19 protein-coding genes and 2 pseudogenes are annotated in these 20,831 nt (G+C 57.6%); 11 read left to right on the top strand and 10 right to left on the bottom strand.

Features of this window, described 5'->3' with window-relative positions; translation table 11 throughout:
* Positions 1 to 107 precede the first annotated feature (107 nt).
* A pseudogene (locus ASD07_RS09915) lies at positions 108 to 1,678 on the bottom strand (IS3 family transposase).
* A gap of 140 nt (positions 1,679 to 1,818) precedes the next feature.
* On the opposite strand from ASD07_RS09915, the gene ASD07_RS09925 reads away from it, so the two are divergent.
* Positions 1,819 to 2,862, top strand: coding sequence for an RNB domain-containing ribonuclease (locus ASD07_RS09925; RefSeq protein ID WP_082507240.1), 1,044 nt, complete (start codon positions 1,819 to 1,821; stop codon positions 2,860 to 2,862).
* A gap of 220 nt (positions 2,863 to 3,082) precedes the next feature.
* Here the strand turns inward: ASD07_RS09925 and ASD07_RS32300 are convergent, their stop codons facing one another.
* Complete coding sequence (locus tag ASD07_RS32300; protein WP_156397952.1) at positions 3,083 to 3,271, bottom strand: hypothetical protein; 189 nt, start codon at positions 3,269 to 3,271, stop codon at positions 3,083 to 3,085.
* Positions 3,272 to 4,013: 742 nt separating this feature from the next.
* Positions 4,014 to 4,223 carry a cold-shock protein gene (locus ASD07_RS09935; protein ID WP_055928837.1) on the bottom strand — a complete coding sequence of 70 codons (210 nt, stop codon included), beginning with the start codon at positions 4,221 to 4,223 and terminating at the stop codon, positions 4,014 to 4,016.
* A gap of 469 nt (positions 4,224 to 4,692) precedes the next feature.
* Here ASD07_RS09935 and ASD07_RS09940 point away from each other — a divergent pair, with 469 nt between their 5' ends.
* Positions 4,693 to 5,832, top strand: coding sequence for a GGDEF domain-containing protein (locus tag ASD07_RS09940; protein WP_055928840.1), 1,140 nt, complete (start codon positions 4,693 to 4,695; stop codon positions 5,830 to 5,832).
* 75 nt (positions 5,833 to 5,907) lie between these two features.
* Here ASD07_RS09940 and ASD07_RS09945 read toward each other — a convergent pair whose 3' ends face one another.
* The 3 genes from ASD07_RS09945 to ASD07_RS09955 all read right to left on the bottom strand — a co-directional run bounded on the left by ASD07_RS09945 (position 5,908) and on the right by ASD07_RS09955 (position 7,267).
* Positions 5,908 to 6,120: a hypothetical protein gene (locus ASD07_RS09945; RefSeq protein ID WP_055928843.1), complete on the bottom strand. Its 213-nt coding sequence runs from the start codon at positions 6,118 to 6,120 to the stop codon at positions 5,908 to 5,910.
* Positions 6,121 to 6,279: 159 nt separating this feature from the next.
* The gene (locus ASD07_RS09950) at positions 6,280 to 6,588 is read right to left on the bottom strand and encodes a hypothetical protein (RefSeq protein WP_055928845.1); all 309 of its coding nucleotides are present in this window, start codon (positions 6,586 to 6,588) and stop codon (positions 6,280 to 6,282) included.
* A gap of 409 nt (positions 6,589 to 6,997) precedes the next feature.
* Positions 6,998 to 7,267, bottom strand: a complete 270-nt coding sequence (locus tag ASD07_RS09955) for a hypothetical protein (RefSeq protein WP_055928848.1) — start codon at positions 7,265 to 7,267, stop codon at positions 6,998 to 7,000.
* A gap of 676 nt (positions 7,268 to 7,943) precedes the next feature.
* Here ASD07_RS09955 and ASD07_RS09960 point away from each other — a divergent pair.
* The 7 genes from ASD07_RS09960 (at position 7,944) to ASD07_RS09995 (ending at position 13,995) form a co-directional block, all read left to right on the top strand.
* Complete coding sequence (locus ASD07_RS09960) at positions 7,944 to 9,455, top strand: sodium:proton antiporter (protein WP_082507242.1); 1,512 nt, start codon at positions 7,944 to 7,946, stop codon at positions 9,453 to 9,455.
* 941 nt (positions 9,456 to 10,396) lie between these two features.
* Entirely contained in the window at positions 10,397 to 10,663 is a 267-nt protein-coding gene (locus tag ASD07_RS09970) for a hypothetical protein (RefSeq protein WP_055928854.1), read from the top strand.
* 22 nt (positions 10,664 to 10,685) lie between these two features.
* Positions 10,686 to 11,003, top strand: a complete 318-nt coding sequence (locus ASD07_RS09975; RefSeq protein WP_055928857.1) for a hypothetical protein — start codon at positions 10,686 to 10,688, stop codon at positions 11,001 to 11,003.
* A gap of 349 nt (positions 11,004 to 11,352) precedes the next feature.
* Complete coding sequence (locus tag ASD07_RS09980) at positions 11,353 to 11,991, top strand: hypothetical protein (protein ID WP_055928861.1); 639 nt, start codon at positions 11,353 to 11,355, stop codon at positions 11,989 to 11,991.
* A 26-nt stretch (positions 11,992 to 12,017) separates the two neighbouring features.
* Complete coding sequence (locus tag ASD07_RS09985; RefSeq protein WP_055928864.1) at positions 12,018 to 13,202, top strand: fatty acid desaturase; 1,185 nt, start codon at positions 12,018 to 12,020, stop codon at positions 13,200 to 13,202.
* A gap of 4 nt (positions 13,203 to 13,206) precedes the next feature.
* Positions 13,207 to 13,458 (top strand): hypothetical protein, encoded by a 252-nt coding sequence (locus tag ASD07_RS09990; RefSeq protein WP_156397954.1) that lies wholly within the window; start codon positions 13,207 to 13,209, stop codon positions 13,456 to 13,458.
* 306 nt (positions 13,459 to 13,764) lie between these two features.
* A complete protein-coding gene (locus tag ASD07_RS09995) occupies positions 13,765 to 13,995 on the top strand; it encodes a hypothetical protein (protein WP_156397955.1) in 231 nt (76 codons plus the stop codon).
* 242 nt (positions 13,996 to 14,237) lie between these two features.
* Here the strand turns inward: ASD07_RS09995 and ASD07_RS10000 are convergent, their stop codons facing one another.
* The 3 genes and pseudogenes from ASD07_RS10000 to ASD07_RS10010 all read right to left on the bottom strand — a co-directional run.
* Positions 14,238 to 14,555 (bottom strand): response regulator, encoded by a 318-nt coding sequence (locus tag ASD07_RS10000; protein ID WP_055928873.1) that lies wholly within the window; start codon positions 14,553 to 14,555, stop codon positions 14,238 to 14,240.
* 858 nt (positions 14,556 to 15,413) lie between these two features.
* The gene (locus ASD07_RS10005) at positions 15,414 to 15,653 is read right to left on the bottom strand and encodes a hypothetical protein (protein WP_055928876.1); all 240 of its coding nucleotides are present in this window, start codon (positions 15,651 to 15,653) and stop codon (positions 15,414 to 15,416) included.
* 207 nt (positions 15,654 to 15,860) lie between these two features.
* A pseudogene (locus tag ASD07_RS10010) lies at positions 15,861 to 16,429 on the bottom strand (transposase); the annotation flags it as partial.
* A 1,163-nt stretch (positions 16,430 to 17,592) separates the two neighbouring features.
* Between ASD07_RS10010 and ASD07_RS10015 the strand changes: the two are divergent.
* Both ASD07_RS10015 and ASD07_RS10020 read left to right on the top strand, forming a co-directional pair.
* A complete protein-coding gene (locus ASD07_RS10015) occupies positions 17,593 to 17,907 on the top strand; it encodes an autorepressor SdpR family transcription factor (RefSeq protein ID WP_055928879.1) in 315 nt (104 codons plus the stop codon).
* Complete coding sequence (locus ASD07_RS10020; protein WP_055928882.1) at positions 17,904 to 18,320, top strand: hypothetical protein; 417 nt, start codon at positions 17,904 to 17,906, stop codon at positions 18,318 to 18,320. Before ASD07_RS10015 ends, ASD07_RS10020 begins: the two co-directional genes overlap by 4 nt.
* Positions 18,321 to 19,906: 1,586 nt before the next feature.
* On the opposite strand, the gene ASD07_RS30745 is transcribed toward ASD07_RS10020, so the two are convergent.
* Positions 19,907 to 20,530: a hypothetical protein gene (locus ASD07_RS30745; protein ID WP_156397956.1), complete on the bottom strand. Its 624-nt coding sequence runs from the start codon at positions 20,528 to 20,530 to the stop codon at positions 19,907 to 19,909.
* Positions 20,531 to 20,831: the final 301 nt, after the last annotated feature.

The following is a 20,831-nucleotide window of genomic DNA, read 5'->3' on the forward strand; positions in this document are numbered from 1 at the left end:
AAATTCTCCGGCGTTTAAACTCCGCTTCCCAGCGGTGTTGGGAACATCATCGGTTAAAGCAGCGTGGCGCTCAAGACGGCGCTGCTTTGACGCTTACATTTGATAATTCAAGCTGCTTGTTTCAGTGTCAGTGGTTCCGCCTCCGTTTCGCTGTTCAGCGTGTTTCCTTTTTCGGGGTTCAGATGCACGATCTCGACCAGCTCCCAGTTGCGTACATCGCCACTCCAGCGGTTGGGATGCAAGGCCTTGGCGGCCTCGTAGACCACGGTCCGCTCGCGCAGCAGCGCGGCATCGAGCCCGGCATGGCGCTGCTCCGGCGTGACGAATCCGATGGCGCTGTGACGGTGTTCGGCGTTGTACCAATGGACGAAGGCACCCACCCATTGGCGCGCGGCCATCAGGTTAGCGAATGGTCGCGCCGGATAGGCCGGACGGTACTTCATCGTCTTGAACAACGCTTCGGAGTAGGGATTGTCATTGCTCACGGCCGGGCGGCTGAACGACGGCATCACGCCCAGCGTCTGCAGCGTGGCCAGCATGGTCGCTCCCTTCATCGGGGCGCCGTTATCCGAATGCAGCACCACCTGCTCGGCCGCGATTCGTTCACGCGTGCAGATGTCGCGCATCACCGCCCCAGCCAGCGTGCTGCACTCGGCGTCATAGACCTGCCAGCCGACGATTTTCCGGCTGAAGATATCCATGAACAGGTACAGATAGAAAAAACTGCCTTTGACCGAGCTTGGCAAGTAGGTGATATCCCAACTGAACAACTGGTTCGGTCCCGTCGCGCTCAGCGCGCGCGGCCTGGCTCTGGGCTTCGATGGTTTTTCGGCGCGCCGGTGCGCCAACTGGCCATTCTGTTTCAGCAGGCGGTAGATGGTCGACTCCGAGGCCAAATACTCGCCGCGATCAGCCAGCCTGGGCACGATTTGGCTGGGCGGCAAATGGCCGAACTCCTTCGAGTTGACGACCGTCAGCAGGCGTTCGCGCTCAAGCTCGCTCAGCGCGTTCACGGGCTTCTGAACCCGTGCCGGCCGACGGTCGCCCACCGCTGCCCGCGCGTCGTCTTGCCAGCGCTGCAGGGTGCGTTCGCTCAGATCGATGGCGGCGCACGCCTGCTCTTGGCGTGCACCGGCAACGACCGCCTCTGCCACCAATGCCATCACGTTCTGGCGCTGCGGGACGGCGGTCATTTTTCCTCGTCCTCCCACAACGCCCGGAACTTTTTTTGCAGCACCAACAGCGCTGCCGCCTCTGCTAATGCCTTGTCCTTGCGTCCCACTTCGCGCTTGAGCTTGGCCAACTCGTCCTTCAAAGTGCGCAGTTCGCGGGCGCTCGGCGGCGCCTCCTTGGCGCCGGCACAAAACGCCGCTTCCCAACTCATTAAATGGTGCTCAAACAGGCCGCGTGCACGGCACCACGCCTGCACCTGCTCGGTGGTCATGCCATGGGTTTCCCGCAAGGCCGAGAGTTGCTCTTGCGCTGTCCAGTCCTGTGGGCGTTTTTCCGTCGCCTGCACCGAGGCCGGTGTCGATATGGATTTTTTCTTCATCCAGGATCTTAACGTATGGTGGCTGAGGTTCAGCTCCTCAGCCACTGACGTGATGCTGCGTGAGCCGCGCGAAAACGCCTTGACCAGTGCCTGTTCGATAAATGCTTCTGTGTGTCTTGCTGTCATTCCTGCCTCGGTGGAGAGACGTCGATTCCGAGGCGGCAACTGCATTTCGCGGTGCGCCAGACCCTTGGTCAGGTTCCAATCAAACCGATTGAATTACCCGACAAGTAGTCTGACACAGGGGGAAAACGTCCGCATCCCCGGTGGGTCAAGATTCAATCAGCGCCAACACGTTGACCGCCTCTGGCGTTTATCGAGCGAGGGTTTGCAACCAGGCGCAATTGGCCTACGATGCGATAGCGGAATGGCTGGAAGGGCGAGCACCGGTGCCTGACGCGGTGCATGCCGTAGCGGGAATAGAGGCTCAACTGCGGATGCAGGACCATTTGGCGCAACTGCTCAGGTCGCAACGCCAGGCGCAAGGTGCACTGGAGTTCGAGAGCTTCCAGCCACGGGCTGTTTTTGATGGGAGCCGCATCGCGGATATCCGCTTGCAAGAACACAATCGCGCGCGCCAATTGATCGAGGAGTTCATGATCGCCACCAATGGCTGTACAGCGCGCTTCCTGGCGGCGCACGGCGGCGCTTCGCTGCGGCGGGTGGTGCGCTCGCCGGAGCGCTGGGCGCGTATCGTCCAGGTGGCGCACGGCTATGGCGTTGAACTGCCTGCCCAGCCCGATGGGAGCAAGCTGGAAGGATTCCTTGCCCGACAACGTAGACTGTCACCGGTGAGCTTTCCGGATCTCTCGCTCGAGATCATTAAACTCATGGGTTCGGGGGAATATGTTGTCGAGCGCGCAGGTGAGCAGGCGATCGGCCACTTCGGACTTGCAGTCCAGGATTATATGCACTCGACGGCGCCGAACCGTCGCTTTCCGGACCTCGTGACCCAACGGTTGGTCAAGGCGGTCATGGCGGGAAGTCCGCCGCCTTATTCACTTGCCGAATTGGCTGAGCTGGCAGTGCATTGCACAGGTCGGGAGGACGCCGTACGGAAGGTTGAACGGCAAATGCGCAAATCGGAGGCCGCGTTGCTGTTGCACGACGCAATCGGCCAGCATTTTCGGGCTATTGTATCCGGCGTCAATGCACACGGGGTCTGGGTCAAGATCTTTACTCCGCCCGCTGAAGGGCGCCTGGTTGGAGAGATTCCCGAGTTGCGACTAGGGCAGCTATTGCAAGTCCAGTTGATCTCAACTTCGGTGGAGCGCGGTTTCATCGACTTTTCCCTCCAAAGATCGCAATGAGCGTCAATGAAGGCGAAGTGCTTGGCACTCCACGCAGGCCATACCCTGGCTGACGCGCACGGCGCAAAGCCAGCGAGGACCCAACTTTTTACGGTAAAGATTGGGGGGGGCGTTGAAGCACGCGCCTTGGGGATGGCGACTATGTGGTCTGTCTGGCGCCATCGGCCAATTGTTGGAGTCTTACTTGATTGAGAATTTCAATTTCACCCTTGGTCACGCATTACAGACCGTTCTTGCGGAATCGCGCGAGTATGCGGCAGACGCATTCTGAGATCAGTCCTAGATAGTTTTCGACTTCTTCACGCATCATGGGCAACTGAAAGCAGTTGGCTGCATCGCCTTGCTTAGCCTGACCTGCACCAATAGCTGTCAGAAAGACGTGTTGTCTTATCCCTGGTATTGTTTGCATCGAAGCTGCGCCGCGTGTTCTTTGAAGTTCATTCTTGCCTCAGCTTGACTGGCGAAAACCTCGTCGGATTCGACGCGATGAGCGACCTGTCCGTTGGCGTCCATCCACGTCAAGGACCAGTGCCATCCGTTAGGATCATTCAGAAATATAGTCCTGGGGTTCGTGAGTTCCATGTTGTTCCCCTTGACAGAAACCGCTTTAACGTGTTTTCCGCTTCAATCGCCGACCAGAATCAACTTAAGCGGTTCGCCAGCACTGCCGATGTTCGCTAGCTTATTCCTGTACCCACATCGCACGCAAAGGAAGTAGGCGCCAAGGTCATCAATAGCGGTCTTGCAGAGTGAAACGGGCAACTGGGCTGTGCAGCGTTTGCAGATCTATATGCTCACATCCTTGGAAGAATGGAATGCATAGCATGACGCGCGCTCGCAAATTAACCGAGGACCAGAGTCACGAAATTCGCCTGACTTATAAGTGCCGCACGCATCGCTGCCGCTCGGGGGCCTTCGCCAAGAAGTACAGCGTTGGCTAATCGACGACGACCATGGTTCACGCTTGCTTGCGGTGCGGCCGCGGCGTGCCCGGATGGTGCACGCCGCGTGTAGGCAAGCGCTACAGGGCATGGGTTTCCGTGTCTGCGGAGGCTTTTGATCTAGCGTTCACCCGATGCGTTATGCTACGCTGCACGACTGGGAAGGCAGTTCGCGCCAACACCGCTTCGGCTGCAGGATGGTCGTCTTGTTCAGGCGGGCGTGACGTTGGTGGCCTTTTCTCCCTTGGGGCTGGGGGCGCGTTCAAAAGTAACGCGCTGATTTTCTGCCAGTGATTTGAATCCCGTCGCTTTGATATCCTGGAAATGGACAAACAGGTCAGGACCGCCCGCGTCTGGGCTGATAAAGCCAAAGCCTTTGGCTTCGTTGAACCATTTAACGATACCGCTTTGCGTAGTCATGATAGAACCTCGTAGTAGATGTAGAGAGTCGGGCCATGCCCGGCGACGCGCGCCAACAAGCAGGGTCAACAAGCGAGGGAATCAGACAGGAGTTACCAGGTTCGGCAAGACAGGACGGAGACCAGCAATATTTGCAGTGCTTCATACGCGGTGAGATCACTATACAAGGCTTAGCACGCTGCACCTAGCGCTATCTGTAAATAGTTGGCAGCCAAGTTGAAACCTATGATGTTGTTGCTGATGATAGGAAGCGCAACCGGCACATGGGATCAGCGCGTGTTACTTTAGAAACCTAAGCAGAGGCAACGCATGTTATGGCTTGCATAGGTGAAGGAATGACCTGGTGACGGTTTTGAGACGAGACGAGCGGCATGGAGACCATTGCGTGACCTTTACAATGGTTGACTCAGGGCCAGCAAGCGGGCCGTCAAATGCCGCGATCAATGATGTAGCGTTGAGTGCACGCGCAATGGAAAAGAGCGAAATTATGTCCGAAGCGCAGGAGGCAGTGTTGCCAAAGCGAAAGCGTGTTCGGACGGCCGCGAAAGCGAAGACGGGCACGTCCCGTCAGCCAAGCAAGGGTGAGTTGCTGTCGCTGCTGTGGATCGCCAAGGCGCTGCTGTGCGCAAACAGCGTAGAGGCGGCGCTGCGTTCCGTTGCCGAAGGCTTACCCGGGCTGAGGCCGGACGCCATTTTGCTTATAAGTCACAGCGATCGTGGTGATAGCTGCTTCTACCTCGATATGCCGGACGGCGGCAGTTGCCTTGAACTGAATCACCGCATGTGTAGCGAGGTGCGCAAGCTGGTGGGAAGCGGCACGCATCCATTGCCATTGCAAGCATTTACGTTAGACAACGGAAGCCACGTGGCGGCCCCGTTCTCACATGATGTGAACGGAGGCTACATTGTGCTGCGTTGGCAGGTACCGCCGGAGCTAACGGTGCAGCAGCATGCGCTCGCGTTTCTTCCGCGCATCGCAGAATTGGCCGGTGTCCGTCTCAGCACCCTCCTGGGCCAGTTACACCGGGAAGAAGAGGTGGAGGAACAATATCATGCCTTCGCAGCGACGCAAACCCGCCACATGGAGGAACTTCGCGTGAGCGAGCATGAGAAGGTCGAAGCGCGTGAACTTGCTGCGCAAGATGAGTTGACCGGTTTGCAGAATCGGCGGGGATTCCTCGCGAAATCGGAGCAATGCTTGTTGATCGCCCGCCGGCAGGACCTGGCGTGCGCTGTGATTTTTGCGGATGTGGATGGATTGAAGCTGATCAATGACCTACAGGGCCATGCCGCCGGCGATGAACTGATTCGCGATGCAGCGTATATCTTCAACAGCGCGTTCCGGCATGCTGACGTGGTGGGGCGGGTTGGCGGCGACGAGTTTGCGGCCTTCACGTTTGACAACGCGACGCCGCGTGCCATCGTCGAGCGCATCAGGGAGAAGATCGCCCAGTTCAATGCAGGCAGGAAAGGGGGGCTCACGATGTCGCTGAGCATTGGCGTGATCAATTGCGATATCCACAGCGAGGAAACGCTCTCGGAATACCTGGTGCGAGCGGATGAAGAAATGTATCGTCATAAGCGGCAACGCGGACGGGCGCCGCACTAATACAACAGCCGACAGGAACGTGGCGGAATGTGCCCGATCCGGGGCTGCTTAATCGCTGGGGCCCGCTGTGGCGCGCTATTCGGTAGGCACTTTGGCCCGTGTCGGCGTGCGACGCGCATCGATGGGTGCACTGAGAACGCGCTCGATGACATGGAGGGGAATGCGGCGAGACAGCAAATAGCGCTGAGCGCCGGCAATCCCGACGATCGCGCTCATGAGAATACCGTATTGCACATTGGCGGCGGACCAGACGTCTTCACGCCGCACGATCTCAGAATTATTGTTCATTGCCCGTTCCTTCCGTTTGCGTGAAGTATCGCACAACGCGCAGCCATTGCTATGGAATTATGCGTGACGACAACACAGGGGCGTCCTTGCAATGCGGCGATGAATCTCCGCATTGCAAGGACGCTTTCATTGAACGCAGAAAAAAAGGACGGAGCGCGATCAATGGTCTGTCTCGTGCGAACTGCCGGCCGGATAATCCACTTGCAGGCAATCCTGACCAACAAATGCGCCCCCCCGGATGTCATTGCGGAACAGGTCGAGCCATGAGGTGCTGTCACTGATCAGGTACTGTTTGGACTGCCCCGTTGATTTGCGCCGCACGGTCAACTCGCCCTGCAATCCTGGTACCTCGTCGGTCTTGGGATCCGTCGTGTCCGTAGCGCTGAGAGAAAAATCTGCACGGATGAGGCGATTGCTGCGCAAAATCCTCTGAAATTCGGCCACGTCTTCCGCTTCGATCAGTTCCATACAACCTCCAAATTTGATCCTGCAGTTTCAGTATAGGCCTAAACGCCGTTGCCCGATCTTCAAGTACGCGACGCCTGCCTCATGCGGGCGGCTATGCTCCTCGTTGCCGAGCGCAACCTGTGAGGTAATTGGTCCAGAAACAGTGGGACGTCCTGCCGCAGATGTGTTGCCGTCGCCACGTGCTGCCGTGTGGTGACCATTCTCCGGCAGCGCGCAACAAGTTTCGTGCGATTATGCGCGAGGGAATCCTGCCAGGGGCCTCCTTACGCTGAAACTTGATCGGGATCTGTCTGCCGAGAAAACAATCACTTGGTGGGCTTCGCGCCAGGTGCCGCGGCACCCAGGTGCGTAATCCCGTTCCCCGTTGGCCGCGGACAGCATCTGGCTTAACACCGCTAATGACAGCGAACTAGGCGTCCGAAGATGAATCGATCTCATCATCAAGCGAGCTCACATGCACGCTTGTAATGTGATTGAGTTCGAGGAATGCGATGGCCTGCGTAAGCCGATCGGTTCCTGGACATGCCTCCGCTTGCAAGTACATGTGATCGGTATCCCATTGAAGAATGGTGTCCACCAGGTCACTACACAACGGTTCACTGGGTAGCGCCATGTAGACCCTGCCGGTGCTGCCATCAGACCGGCAATATGAAGCTTTCCACTGCAGCATGTGTTCCATCGACTCCTCCTAACGTCGAGACAAATGGTCAGCGGCGCGCTAGCCGAGACTGATGTATTGGGGATCATGCGCGGCGAGGGGGGAATCGTCCACATGGGGCTATTGCCAAGGAGGCGCAGAACCTGAATTCATTATACGTAGGGATTGGTCCGGTTGCATCGTCCATTTTCCGTGGCACGACTGGTCGCTAGCGTCGGCGCATGAGCAGGGCGACATGAGGCACCAAGGCCAGAAGCCTCCAAGGACGCCGTTGTCGGAGTTAGTGCGCTCACTGTTTTGAAATGTTCGACGTGCATTGTGGGAGGGAGCGTATAGTGGTGCGAGGCGCGGTTCGTCGGCAAAGGGATGCGCAGCACTCTCCTTCGCTGGTGGCGCTTGGGGGGCGGTGCCCTTCCACAATTCCCCGGCATGTGCTGTCAAGAATCGCGGGCAGCTCATGCCATGCCGCCGAGTCATTCGAGGCAGTGTCGGCGCAGTCACGGACTTGTGCGCCAACGTTTTCTGCGACGTCGAGGACGTTCAGCGACAAGGGCCGGCAAGGCGTTCGGATGGTTTGCATGGGACGAGAAGTTGGCCGATGCCTGCCTGACAAAATCGGACGATCACGAGTCACGTAGCGGCGGGCGGCGGGCGGGTGAATGGTCGCGCACACGTGCGCGGCAGACGGGAGCCTTCTATGTCGATCGCAACGTGGGTGTTGTTGGGCGGGTTGATCCTGATTGCGCTGATGCTGATCGGAACGCTAGTGGTGCGCTTGCCGCTCAGTGGTGCGATGATCTACCTGGGACTTGGCGTCTTGCTCAGCCCCTATGGCTTTTGCGTCTTGGACCTGGATCCGATTGCGCAAGAGGCGTCGTTGGAATTGGTCGCTGAGGCCGCGCTGCTGATCTCCTTGTTTTCTGTTGGCTTGAAGCTAGAGGTGCCGATTCGTGACCGCCGATGGATCGCACCGTATCGCCTGGCCTTCCTGTCAATGGCGGTCACGGTGGGCGTGATCGCCGTCATTGGGGTCTATGGCATGGGGTTGCCGCCTGGCGTGGCCATCTTGCTTGGAGGGATTCTGGCACCCGCCGACCCGGTATTGGCTTCGGCGATCCAGTCCAGGCCCAGGGCCGAGCATGATGCCATGCGTTTTAGCCTGGCAGGGGAAGGTGCGCTCAATGATGGCACGGCGTTTCCGTTGGTATTGTTGGGACTTGGAATAATGCGACTACACGATTTGGGCGAGTGGGGATGGTCCTGGTGGTTGGTGGATGTCTTGTGGTCGACGATCTGCGGCATGTTGATGGGGACGTTGATCGGCGCACTGCTCGGGAAGCTGGTCATCCATTTACGCACCAGGCACCACAGCGCGATCGGTATGGATGAATTTCTCTCGCTTGGCGTGATTGCCGTTTCATTTGGTGCAGCCCAGAGTTGCTTGGCATCTGGCTTCTTGTCGGTATTCTTCGCCGGCCTGGCGCTGCGGCGCGCACGCAATTTTCCGTTGGCGGGAACGATGCCGATGTCCCGTGTTCCCGGTGCGCACGAACACGACGCCGCTGATCCCGCGACCCACTCGCATCACGCCAACGCAGTCATTGCGCGGGCCGTCCATGGCGTCAATGAGCAGCTTGAACGGTTCGCCGAACTCGGCATGGTCATGATGATTGGCGCGATGTTGCCTGCGCCCGGAAGCCTCACCAGTCTGTGGTGGTTTGTACCATTGGTGTTTCTGGTCGTGCGCCCGGCGTCGGTCGTGCTCGGGATGGCGGGTGCCGGCGTGTCCCGGTACGGGCTGGTCCTGGTCGGTTGGCTCGGCATTCGGCGGATTGGCTCAATATACTACCTGGTGTTTGCCTTGAATCACGGCGTCGCCGAGGCGTTCGCACCAGAACTGGTGAGTTTGACATTGGGTACTGTGGCTGCATCGATTCTCGCCCATGGGATCACCGTGCAGCCGTTAATGGCTTGGTACGAGCCACATCCAGCGAAATTAGCGGCCGTTGGAACTCGGCGCCAATGCGGGGCGCGTTTCGGCGTTTGCGGCGCGCGAATTGCCTCAACGCTTCAATGGTGGCGAGCGCGCAATTGCTGTGCAATGATCAAATGGTTTGCCGAGGCGCGACGGCTGCGCCATTCGCCAAAGAGCACCCGTTGTAACGTCGATTCGTCAATGTGTTGGTTCCGCAAGTATTCGACAGCATAGCGCCAGCCATGGGTACGCACCAGATCGATCGCATGGTTCAGATAGCGAAACTGTTGGACGTCGTACCTTCGATCAGAATAGATGTTCCTCATGATACGCCTCCCTGTGAGTGGGAATGCAGCTTGGATCTGGAAGTCGCCACCAATGAGCCCCAGTCGACCCATCCAGCAAACGCAATCCGTTGTTCAAAAAGGGATCCGCACTGCGAACTTACCAAGCTAACACATTGCGAATGCTCCAGCGATTGGCATTCTATATTGCAGCAGGTTGTAAGCGACCTGCGCTGCCGTAAGCGTATGTCGGACCATATCATGCTACCTGCAGCGAGGGGCTGCCGACGTTTCAGCAAACGTCGAGCTGTCGATGCTCGCGTGCAAGGAACACGGCCCGCGGATGATGTGGCGTGTCTGTGACTGGGCACACCGGGACCAACTCGTGTATTGAAGCGTCGTGTCCCGGCCCGGGTCGATGCGAGCGTTACTGAACATGACGGAAAGTTGTTGGAAATGAGCGACTGGTTGGCGACGCACTCGGCGTGATGGGCGTAGATTGCTAGGATGTCACGTCGAATCGATCATGCCACTGCGACGAAAATATCGGCAGCCTTCGCTGCCAGGGCCGCGTTTGGTGAACGGTTTGCCTACAACTCGGCGCAGTTGGCCGGGCTGCTGCAGCCTTTGGTCAGCGAGGTGTTCGCCCGCCCGATGTGGTTAACGTGCGAGCGCCATGCCATTGCCGGGCCACTGCCTGACCGGAGAATTGCTGGTAAGCGTTCCTGATGAAGCATCGTTTGGATTGTGGGTGCCCCGGGAAGTGAATGCGCGCCGGGCTTGATTGGCGGGGGTTGTTGACAGGCACCCCGTTCGCATGACGTTTCCCGGCATTTTCGTCCGTTTGGGACTACCATACTAGTGATAGCAACGTTACTGAGCTGGAGACAGATGATGGCCATTACCAATGCAATCCGGTATAAGGGCTTCTTCCTGGACTGCGAACCCATCAGACAGGGTAATGCGTGCTTCGTTGCGCAGGTCATTATTACACGCGAGTCTGGCCAGGCATTGGACGAGTATGCATTCCATGAGCTCTGGATGGCCAGGGCAGCGGCGGACGCGGTGTCCTTCGCCAAGGCATGGGGGCGAGAGTGGATCGACGACCATCTCCAAGCGGCCGACGCCGGCGTCGGTTCAGGCGTACACTTAGTGTGAGTCACCAATCAGGAGAACCGTCATGAAAGACTCTGGACCGGAATTCTCCTTCCGCGGCCTGCCTCTGAGTGCCGAACAGGAATCTGAAATTCAACACTATATTCTTCAACGGAAAAGGCGCGGATTGCGGCCGGAGGTTGAAGAGCTGCGCGCCATGGTGCACGACATGCTGGAGCCCCCAGCTTGCGAGAATCCCGGTGAGAGAGCCGAAGCCGACGGGGCACATGCCGACGCGGAACGCGCTGCCGCCATGGTCGACAACGGTGGCGACCCGATCAGCACGCGCGAGGAACGCACTGCTGTTCGTGAGGCAGAAGCCATGAAGCACTCAAAGTCGTAAGGGCGCGTCCTGCGGGTGCTGCTGTGTGGAGCGAACGGCTAATTGACCGTGAGTGAGAATGGCGACTGGGGGGTGATCTGTGTGCGTGAGCATGCAGCAGGGGCCGAAATTGTTAGGTGAATGCCGCTTGTCAGCGTATAGTAGGTAACAGGTACCCAGCCAACATTCCCAGTGTGTGCCGGTCTTCCTCCGCATTGCAGCCTAACGGCGCAATCGCGTCAAAGTCCCTCATCGACGTGCAGTGGTGTGTTACCTGCGTCTGGCACGCAGTGCCGCGCCGGAAAGGTGGGCTTGCTCGTCGCTTCCTCCTTTCCGAGTCTGTTCCTGAACGCGAGCGAAGGAGTGCGGCATGCGCCAACATTCAACATCGTGGTTCCAGGGATGGAAAATCCTGCTGAGGTGTGCCGAATTCAGGTGTCAGGACGGTTCGTTGAAGTTCGCGTCAACCGCCATCCTCAAACATAGGGCGCCGACAGCGGATTGCACGAGCCTTCAGTGGCCGGATAAGATGACGCGATCGATTGTTTTTCCGGAGGACGCATTCGAATCCTGTGAAGACGCCAATACCGATGCGATGGCGAAGGCCCGGCGTCAGGTCCAGATAATGAATGGGATCCCGGATAGCTGTGGGAGAAAGATCATGGAAAGTGCGCGCAATACAGATGCGCGCCAGGAGTCCGATGAAAGCCTGGCTGCGCAATATGAGATCTCGTTCGATGGGAAGCGTTATGCATTCCGACAGCACCGCTACGACGTGTTCCAGGATGCCTTGCGCTATGCGGTCGCGGAGCACGCCAAGGTTGACTTCTCGCACGACGAGGCGTTCCAACCGAGCTGGATGGGCGCATATCGCCCCAGCGACGAAGACGAAAGCACGATGAGACTGCATGGTATCGACTATATCGAGGGCCACTTCCTCTATGGTGGCTATCGATACGGTCAACTGTGTGACGCGGTCGCGTTTGCCGCAGAACATCCGAACTTGTAAGGCCTTGGTCGCGAAGGAGCGCCGGTATGGAGCAGTATCTGCAATGGCTGGCCGAAGGACTGCTCGCGTTGAGCTGGTGGAAGCTGCTGCTGATCGGGCTGATGACGACGCATGTGACGATCGTCGCGGTGACGGTCTACTTGCACCGGTGCCAGACGCATCGCTCGCTGCCATTGCGCCCGCTCGTGGCCCATTGCTTCCGCTTCTGGCTATGGCTGACGACAGGGATGGTGACGCGCGAGTGGGTGGCGGTGCATCGCTGCCATCACGCCCATTGTGAAAGCGAGAAGGATCCGCACAGCCCAGTGGTGGTCGGGATCAACCAGGTTCTGTGGCGCGGGGCCGAACTGTACCGGGACGCGACATGCGGTCCTGGGCTGGTGGATCGATACGGCGGTGGTGGACCGGCCGACTGGCTGGAACGACGGATATACGGCCGCTACACGTGGCAAGGCGTCGGCTTGCTGCTTCTGATCGAACTCGTCTTGTTTGGAGCGCGAGGCCTGACGCTATGGGCTTGCCAGATGATGTGGATTCCGTTCCTGGCAGCCGGCGTTGTCAACGGTCTGGGCCACTATGCCGGCTATCGCAATTATGACTGCAAGGAAGCCGCCACCAACATCGTTCCGGTTGGCCTGCTCATTGGCGGAGAAGAGCTGCACAACAATCATCACACTTTTCCAACCTCTGCAAAATTCTCGGTTCGCTGGTTCGAACTCGATATCGGCTGGGCCTATATCAGCTTGTTGCGGTGGTTGCGCCTGGCAACGCTACGGCGGCCGCCACAGCGACTGATGCGATGCGCGGGACAGTTCGTGCCGACACCGGCGACCTTGAAGCTGGTCCTGGGCAATCGTGCGATTCTGATGCGCGAGCTGACAGTCCTGACCCTGGACGTGTTTCGGAATGAACGCACGGGACTGGCGCAGTTGAGTCCCCACGAGGCGTTGGCCCAGACGAAGCGTTTGCTGCGGCGCGCACCTTGCCGGCTCACGGGAGCGCAAAAGGTGGCGCTGGAACTGGTGATCGTACACAGTGCACGACTCAATACCATGCATGTGGCGCGGCAGGCGCTGGAGAAGTTATGGGTACGTTCGCCGGCAACGCAGGAAGAACTCCTGACGGTCTTGCAAAACTGGTGCGTGGATGCCGAGCGCTCCGGTCCGCGCCCCTTGCAGCGATTTGCCCGGCAATTGGCGAGTTATGGATAGTGACATGAATCTTGCATTGCTCCACTCAACGGCGTGCCGGGAATTGCTCAACGAAGGAGACCTGGAGGACGCTGTACGCTATTGCATCGCCCAGGGAATTGAACCACCGGTCCCGCCATGCACCCGGCTCTCCTCCGACTACGAGCGGTGCGTGGAAGTGGCAAAGGAAACCTTGTCAGACTACGGCTGGTGGGAAAAACGGATAAAGGTCCGAAACACGCGTGAACGCAGGCAGGCTGAAATGCAGGAACGCTAAGGTGCGAAGTCCCGGTCGCCCTCCGGGACTGCCACACGTTGATGCGATGTTTTGCGCCGGATCGCGCCGGACTAGCGACGCCTTGGCGAGGCAGTTGCCGCAGCCTTCCGGCTTCCAAGGAACGATTCCAAGCCACGCTGATCTGGCGCGCATCGTGTGGGGTGACGGACGCATTCATCCCATGTGGCAGTCGCATGGCAGCCGCGCTGTGTGCAGGGGCGCTGGTTTCCGATAGTGCGAGCGTGGCGTTCGATGAGCGGCAGAAGTTTTGCAGCAATGAGGTGCGACGTCACGAAGGAGTCGGACATGCGACGCTATCGCGGGTACGAAATTGAATGTTCGACAGTCAGGGCGACGTTGGGAAAGCCTAGCGTAAAGTGGTACTGCCAATTGCGCATCAGGAAGTTCGGTGAGCCAATGTCGATGCAATATCAGGTCACGGTGATCGCCTGGACGATGCGCTCGGCGAGTGTGCTCGGCCTACACCAGGCCAAGGAACGCATCGACGATGTGCTCGGAATCGAATTGCCTGCTTGAGATCCCTCCGGCGCGAATCGACCAGGTTGCGCGGCGCGGCGCTGGTCAATGCTCTCCGCGCTAACGCAGCTTTCTGCGCCTACCGGTGTTGCCGATCATGCGTGGATGGGGGGGGGCGTAGCGCTGCTTCCGGGTGAAAGAGGTGCGTCGGGAGGTGCCGCCATGCGACATCTATCGTGTCGAGGCTCTGCCTCCAAAGTGGGACACCAGCGCCAGCAATTCTTCCATTGCTACGGGCTACGTTAGGCGGATACCATGTGTGCGTGTGCCATCGCTTCTTGACTGCCGGGACCATCCCAGCCGGTCCATGCAACTATGGGAAGTTCAACGCATTGGGGAAGGGCATGCATGGCAACCGCGGTTTCATAGCCATCCATTTCAGGCATTTGGATGTCGAGGAACACGATATCCGCAGGCCAGTCAGCCAGCAAGGCAACCGCTGAAGCGCCGTCATAGGCTACCTTGTTGTCGATGTGAAGGATACTTAGAAACTGGGAAACCATGTCGACGGCGTCCTTGTTGTCGTCAACCAGCAGCACACGGGCTTTGATTTGATGCATGACTCTCTCCCTGTGCCATCGTGACTCCTTCGCGATGGGCTAGAGAGGGGCCATCGGTCGGAAGTAGAAGATGCTTGAACATTTCTGTCTCCCATTTGAGTTGATACTTTCAATTTAGGACGACATTCTCGCAACAACCGATCAATGACGAAATAGCGGTGCCGGCTCGGCATTAGTGGTGCCATGACAAGACTTGCGCGAGGTTTACGCCTGCGGCAGCGCGGCTGCCGGTTTGATTCCAATGGAGATTCTGCGAGAGCTTCGATTCTTGGTCACGACCGATTGCTGAACGTTATGGCTGAAATTGTACCTTGGCGACGGCTCATGGATGAAACGCATTAGCCGTTAGCTGCACATAGGAAACTCCAATGCCGGGATGAGGTTAGGCATGTTAGATTTTCATCTTCAAACAGGTAGTCCATTTTCCATTCGAACCAGAGCCGGGAACAAATAAGGAGCGCGGAATGGGATCCAGATTGGTAATTGAAGACCGACGGTCGCTTGATGGTTTAACTCAGGTTATTGATGATGCTCTGACGCTGGCTGATGATTGCGGGTGGAGCTACGCGTTGACATATCTCATAAGTGAACGGGTTCCATCGCAAGTCATACAGCGACTCCTGTCGGGTAATGCACGCGCCAGAAAGACGGTGATCAACACGGATGTGGCTTTCCCAGACAAATGCTATGGCCGGAAGGGCAGTGATACGGACGAGATGAAGCGCCTATTCGCTGCACTGTGCATGCGGCGAACCAGGCTGAAGCCGCGTGCTGCCGACCGTCCGCCAGCGGCATCGCGTCGTAACGGACCGGTCGCGGCAGATGATTGATTCAGCGATCAAGCAGTCAGCCGCAGGTTTAGAGCTTCTCCAGAAATTCCGTTACGCGCGGATCGTCTGGCAGGAGGACATCACGCATGTCGCCGTCGTAAAAGGCGATTTCATCGCCATCCTGTAGATTGTCCAGGTGCTTGAAGTAATAAAAATCTTTGGCACGCACGATCAGGTGCGCTTCGTAGCCTTTGGGGGGAAGGGTGCGCGCCAGAAAGTCCTCGGCGAGTTCCTTTACAGGTAGCGGCTCAGACGGATCCAAGTCCATTTGCATGCCTCACTGAGTTAGACCAAGTTAATATTTTGACGATGGCGCTTCGCGGCGGGAGCAGTAATACCGCGACGTTGCAGGGTGGCGCCCCGGCTTTGTGCCCTCAAATTCATTCTAGCAACATTTCGTTGTATGGGTTGCCTACTGTTGACGCCGGCGGAGCGTGTCAATGAATTTGAAACACCTGATTGAATCGGTGAGAGTCTAAGTCTCTGGTTTCAGGCAGCTTTTCTCCATGGTTGGCGGGTTGATCCAGGCTGCCGCTGGAAGCTTCTGAGGCTGCGGCATACGGTGTTTAAAACGGTTTGGTGTGCGCTGAGGCATCTGCCAGCGTAGCTTGTCGTTGCTGACGCACTTCAGCGGCACGGCCCGTGTGGACACTCTCTGGCGTCATCATGCCGATGCTGCTGGTTATACCAAGTGAAGAACATGGCGCAGTGAGCGCGCGCGTCTGCCAGCGAACCAAAGCGGGCCAGGAAACCCGGTTGATACTTCATGGTTTTAAACTGCGCCTCCGAATAGGGATTGTCGTCGGAGACGTAAGGCCTGCTGTGCGACTTAGCGATGCCCAGGTCGTTCAATAACGTAGCCACCGGCTTGGAGCGCATGCTGCTGCCTCGGTCGGCGTGTAAGGTCAGCGCTCCAGGTTCGATGCATTCCTTGGCGGCCGTGTCGGCAATAAGCTGCTCGGCCAGTTCAGCGGTTTCCTGCTCGGCCACCATCCGGCCAACCACATAGCGGCTGAAGATATTGAGGATGACATACAAGTGGAAGCACGTTCCTCTAGGTGCCTCAAGTTATATTGGCACAGGGGGCGGACGAAAAAAACACGGCAAGAGCCATTTCGGCTACAAGCTGCGCGCCAGTGTAGATAAGCGTTACAAGCTCCTGCGCAGTCATTTTTGGCCTGATCCCGGCTCGTCCTCAGTAGCGTCGGTGATAGGCGGGGCGGGCGGTGAAGCTGGTTGCCCTTGAACTATTACAGCTTGTGCGGCAAGCACCGCTTGGCCAAACCTGTCGCTTGGTCGAAACTCTTCCAACCGTCCGAGCGACACTTCCCGCTTCTCGCCATTTTCGAGCACGCGAACTTGCCAGGTGCCGGCAGAGTCGGACGTCATTTTTCGGAAGCCAACGTGCAACCCCCGGTTCAATCTATGCCAGTATGGTTCGCGTCGTGGCTTCAGTCGATCACGGCCAGAGACAGTGTCGACCCTCTCACCCATAATGCACACCTACAGTGCAAAGCCTTAAACTAGCACTATTCGAAATCACGGCCAATCCGATCGCGCGTGGCGACGCAGAAGAAAATTCTGCAGGCAAGTACGGAGTCGGTACGGAGTATGGTGGGAATTCTTCGGATCTGTTGGGAGACACGAGATGCGCCGTCTCACTATGAAAGGTGTCTCACGACAGCTCTTGCTGGCTCGCAACTAGGCCTTCACACTGCAGGGGTCGCAAGTTCGAAACTTGCACTTCCCACCAGAATTCATTGAACAAATCAAAGGCTTGCGAATTTATGTCGCAGGCCTTTTTTGTTTTGCCTTCATGGGATGCTCGATTATGATGATTCGTCGCACGCCCGCCGAAATGGCTGCGGTTGAATTCAGAGTCGTTGTTGATTCGATTTGAGGTTAAGGTCTTGCAGCTTCGCATCTCATACACCACTTCTGGGTACACAATCCGACCAATTGGGAGAGGGCGCCATGGCACGACTGCTGACGATCATCGATATCTTCAGTCGGGAATCTTTTGCCATCGTGGCCGTTGATCGGCCGCGTGGCGCCGACCTGGTAGCGCATTGAGCCGGATTATCGGCCAGGAGCCGGCAGCGCCAAGATATCTTCTTGTCGATCATGGTAGTGGCGTCCAGACAGGGCGTCGACCGTCCACGCAAAAAAGTCCTGGACATAATTCGATGTTTAGCTAACAATCAATCATGACTTCGATCTTCAAAGCGCTCGCCGATCCCACTCGCCGCCAAGTGCTGCAGATGCTGCGTGCCGGACCGATGAGCGCAGGCACCCTGGCCGATGCCTTCAATGTGTCGAAGCCGACCATGTCGGCGCACTTCGCCGTGCTGGTGGCAGCGGACCTGATTGAGGCGGAGAAGAGTGGACGCACGATCATGTACCGACTGAAGATGTCGGTTCTCGAGGAGGCGCTCATGGGTTTTGCACAGACTTTCGGGTTACAGGTCACGCCCGAGATGCCGATCACAACCGACCATAGGCAAGAAAAGGAGAAATCATGATCATGGACCATCCGATTCGTCGTTCATTGTTGATCGCTGCGATCTTCCTGTTGGCAGCCTCGGTGCTCAATCAGATCCGGCAGAGCCACCTTGTTAGCGCCGAGACAGCCGTGCGACTGATGGGCCTGCTGATGGGCTCGGTAGTGCTCGTCTCTGCGAACGCGATTCCCAAAAGGTTGGTGCCGCTGGCGCGCCTGTCCTGCGATCCGATACGCGAGCAAACCCTTCGCCGCTTCGGCGGCTGGGTGTTGGTGCTGGGCGGCGTGGGTTATACGCTCGCGTACGCGCTAGCACCGATCTCGATCGCCGGCGCGCTGGCCATTTGCTTGCTGGCGCCGGGCGTCTTCGTTGTGGCAGGCATCGCTGCGCACTGCGCCTGGATGCACCGCAGCGCCAGGCAAGGCGGCGCTTAGGCTTGGCTGAACTCATCGGGACTTGCATCAAATCCCAAGGGATGGCGCTTGGGCCGTTCATGGTAGTCGGGCTCACCGATGCGCCGGTTCAGTCCCCTGTCGGTGATTCGGCCTAATGGTGTTTGCCTGAATCGTGGCCTTCTTCCTTGTCTGGCTTACCTGGCTTGTTGGGTTTGTCTGGTCGACCTTCGTGCCTGGGCTCCGTGTTACGGGCGAACTCGCGCACGTCTGCGTGACCTCGGCGCTGGGCTGCTTCATTAAGTGGCGCTTCGACCCTCTCAGGCGGTCTTTCATACCTTGCTACCGGAGCATCGTGAGGCGGTGATTGCCGGTCTGGTTTTGAATGCGCGCGTGGGGCCGGACGCACGTACTGTGGTTCTGATTGGCGTGCAATGTGAGCTTGATCCGGTGGCCGACGTGGCGTGCGATCGCCCACATGGTTCTGCCAGGTCTGGCGCGCTTGCGCGTCATGTGGCTTGTAGCGGTAATGCTGCTGGGCTAGTTCTCGCCGTTGCTCATCAGTTGGGTAGTTCGCCCGTGTGAAGCGTTGCTGATACCGGGGCAGAGGAGCCGGGGCAGGAGCCGCCGTGCGATTCCATCGCTGCCAATTAGAGTGTCGATGCGCCCAGTCGGGGCCCCATACCCTGTCCCAACGGGGGGGCGCATCTATCGCCCAGCTCCTGAATATCACAGGCGGATAGCGGTAATAGCGCACGGGAATGCGCAGCACGAAGAGTGGCACTGTGTCGATGGCGACCACGTCCCAGGGCCCATCGAACCATGGGCTGGTGTACCACGCGTCGTCAACGTAGACCCAATACAGGCCATCGTAGAAGAAGTAATTGGCATGCAATCGCGGTGCGTAGTAAACCGGGTACCCAGGAATGCGCTGCAAGACCGGATATTGGACTACTTGAATGGAAATGTTGACGCTTGCATTCGTGTAAGCCGGCGCCAGGTTCAACGCCGCCATCACCAATATGGTGAATAATTTACGCATAGGTCCCCCTTTGTGCGGGGTTGTGGCAAGCCTGGTTGGTTGAGTTTCAGCCACAATGATGCCAGTCTGGACCGGACGGTACTGTAAAGTCCGTACGGTAGCGCACTAATATCCAGTCGCCATGTGCATTTGCGTGAGTTTCTATGCCGGAGAAATGGAACACAATCGGAGTAGAGCAGTGCTCGATGCAGAAAATCCCACGCGGAGCCGCACATGAGTTGCGAACTGTTTTACCTCATCAGCTGCTCTGTTCCAGTTGAACGTACAAACGGTACAAACTTAAGTCCAATGCCGAACGAGCGTTGTGGTTCGGTATAGTTGGAGAGGGTGAACATGGGGCCTCGGTGGTAGCGAGCGTACAGAGCAAGTTGTTTATACAAATGCCATGTGGCGCTGACATTCCATGAATCGGTCTTTAGGCGCTTATCGCCAACTAAATGACATAGCTAGGTTCATAGGGCTGTAAGTAAAGCGGAAAATCGTCACGGGCCCTAGGCACTTCTTCCATGGCTGATGTCTGACCAAACGCAAGAAGGGGGGCACAGTATGCTGGCGGCGGCTATTGTTCTCACATTTTCTCCCTGTTTTACGGTGTTGGTGCTGCGCGAGATAGGCCTACGCACGCTGCGGAAGCGCTGATCAGTGCATTGCCACGATCCGTACCTTTTCCATCGTTTTCAGGCCGAATGCGTTCATACTTTCCTATTGCATCAAGGTAACCTCGGCGCAATTCCTCGATCTGGCTCTGTGTCAGCGTGACTTCGCTTGAAATACTGTTGGCAACGCCGCCCAAAACGGAAGTTGAATTGTTTCCTGAAGAAATCCCGACCCCCATGAGTACAGCCTTTGCTGGTGCATATGCAGTCACACCGCCGATTAAGGTAACAAGCGCGCCCCATGCGTTAAGATTTGCCTGCCGCTCAGTGCCGTCTATGCGCTTTGTCTGTAACTCTGCCAATCGAAGGGCACAGCCTTGCTGCACTTCCATGTAAAACCTAATAATTTCTCGCTCGATCGAAGTATGTTCATCATCGGTCAGTGCAGTTTTGTGAGCGACGCCTGCGAGCACTTTGGCAAGCTGGGTCCGTGATGCTTCGATTTTTTGGTCCGCACTTGCGATTGCGGTAGTAAATGCTGATGTAGCTGCCCAGCTTGTGCCACCAAGACTTAACAGCACGGGAAGAATTAACGAAAAGCGGACGAATCGCATGGCAGCCCCCTTTTAATCGATATTTGTTTGATAATTATCAAGCCCAAATCAGTTTCCGAGGGAAATTTATTGCGAAGTTTCTATTTTTTCGCGAGGGGAATGTTGTGGCGTTCTGACGCTTGCAGGACACACTGCGGTCGCTCTCAGCGGCGGTATGTTGGCAATTGACGAGCGAAGAAGAACGTCAACACGGTTCTCCCGAAAAAGGGGTTCGCGGTCGTCTTGGTGAACGAGGTGCGCATCGCGCGTGCTTCAGGGGCGTACGCGATGCCTCGACCTCAATGTAAGCGGTCGACCCGCG

Origin of the sequence: Duganella sp. Root336D2 (genome assembly GCF_001425005.1) — a bacterium.
In the GTDB taxonomy this organism is placed as follows: domain Bacteria; phylum Pseudomonadota; class Gammaproteobacteria; order Burkholderiales; family Burkholderiaceae_D; genus Rugamonas.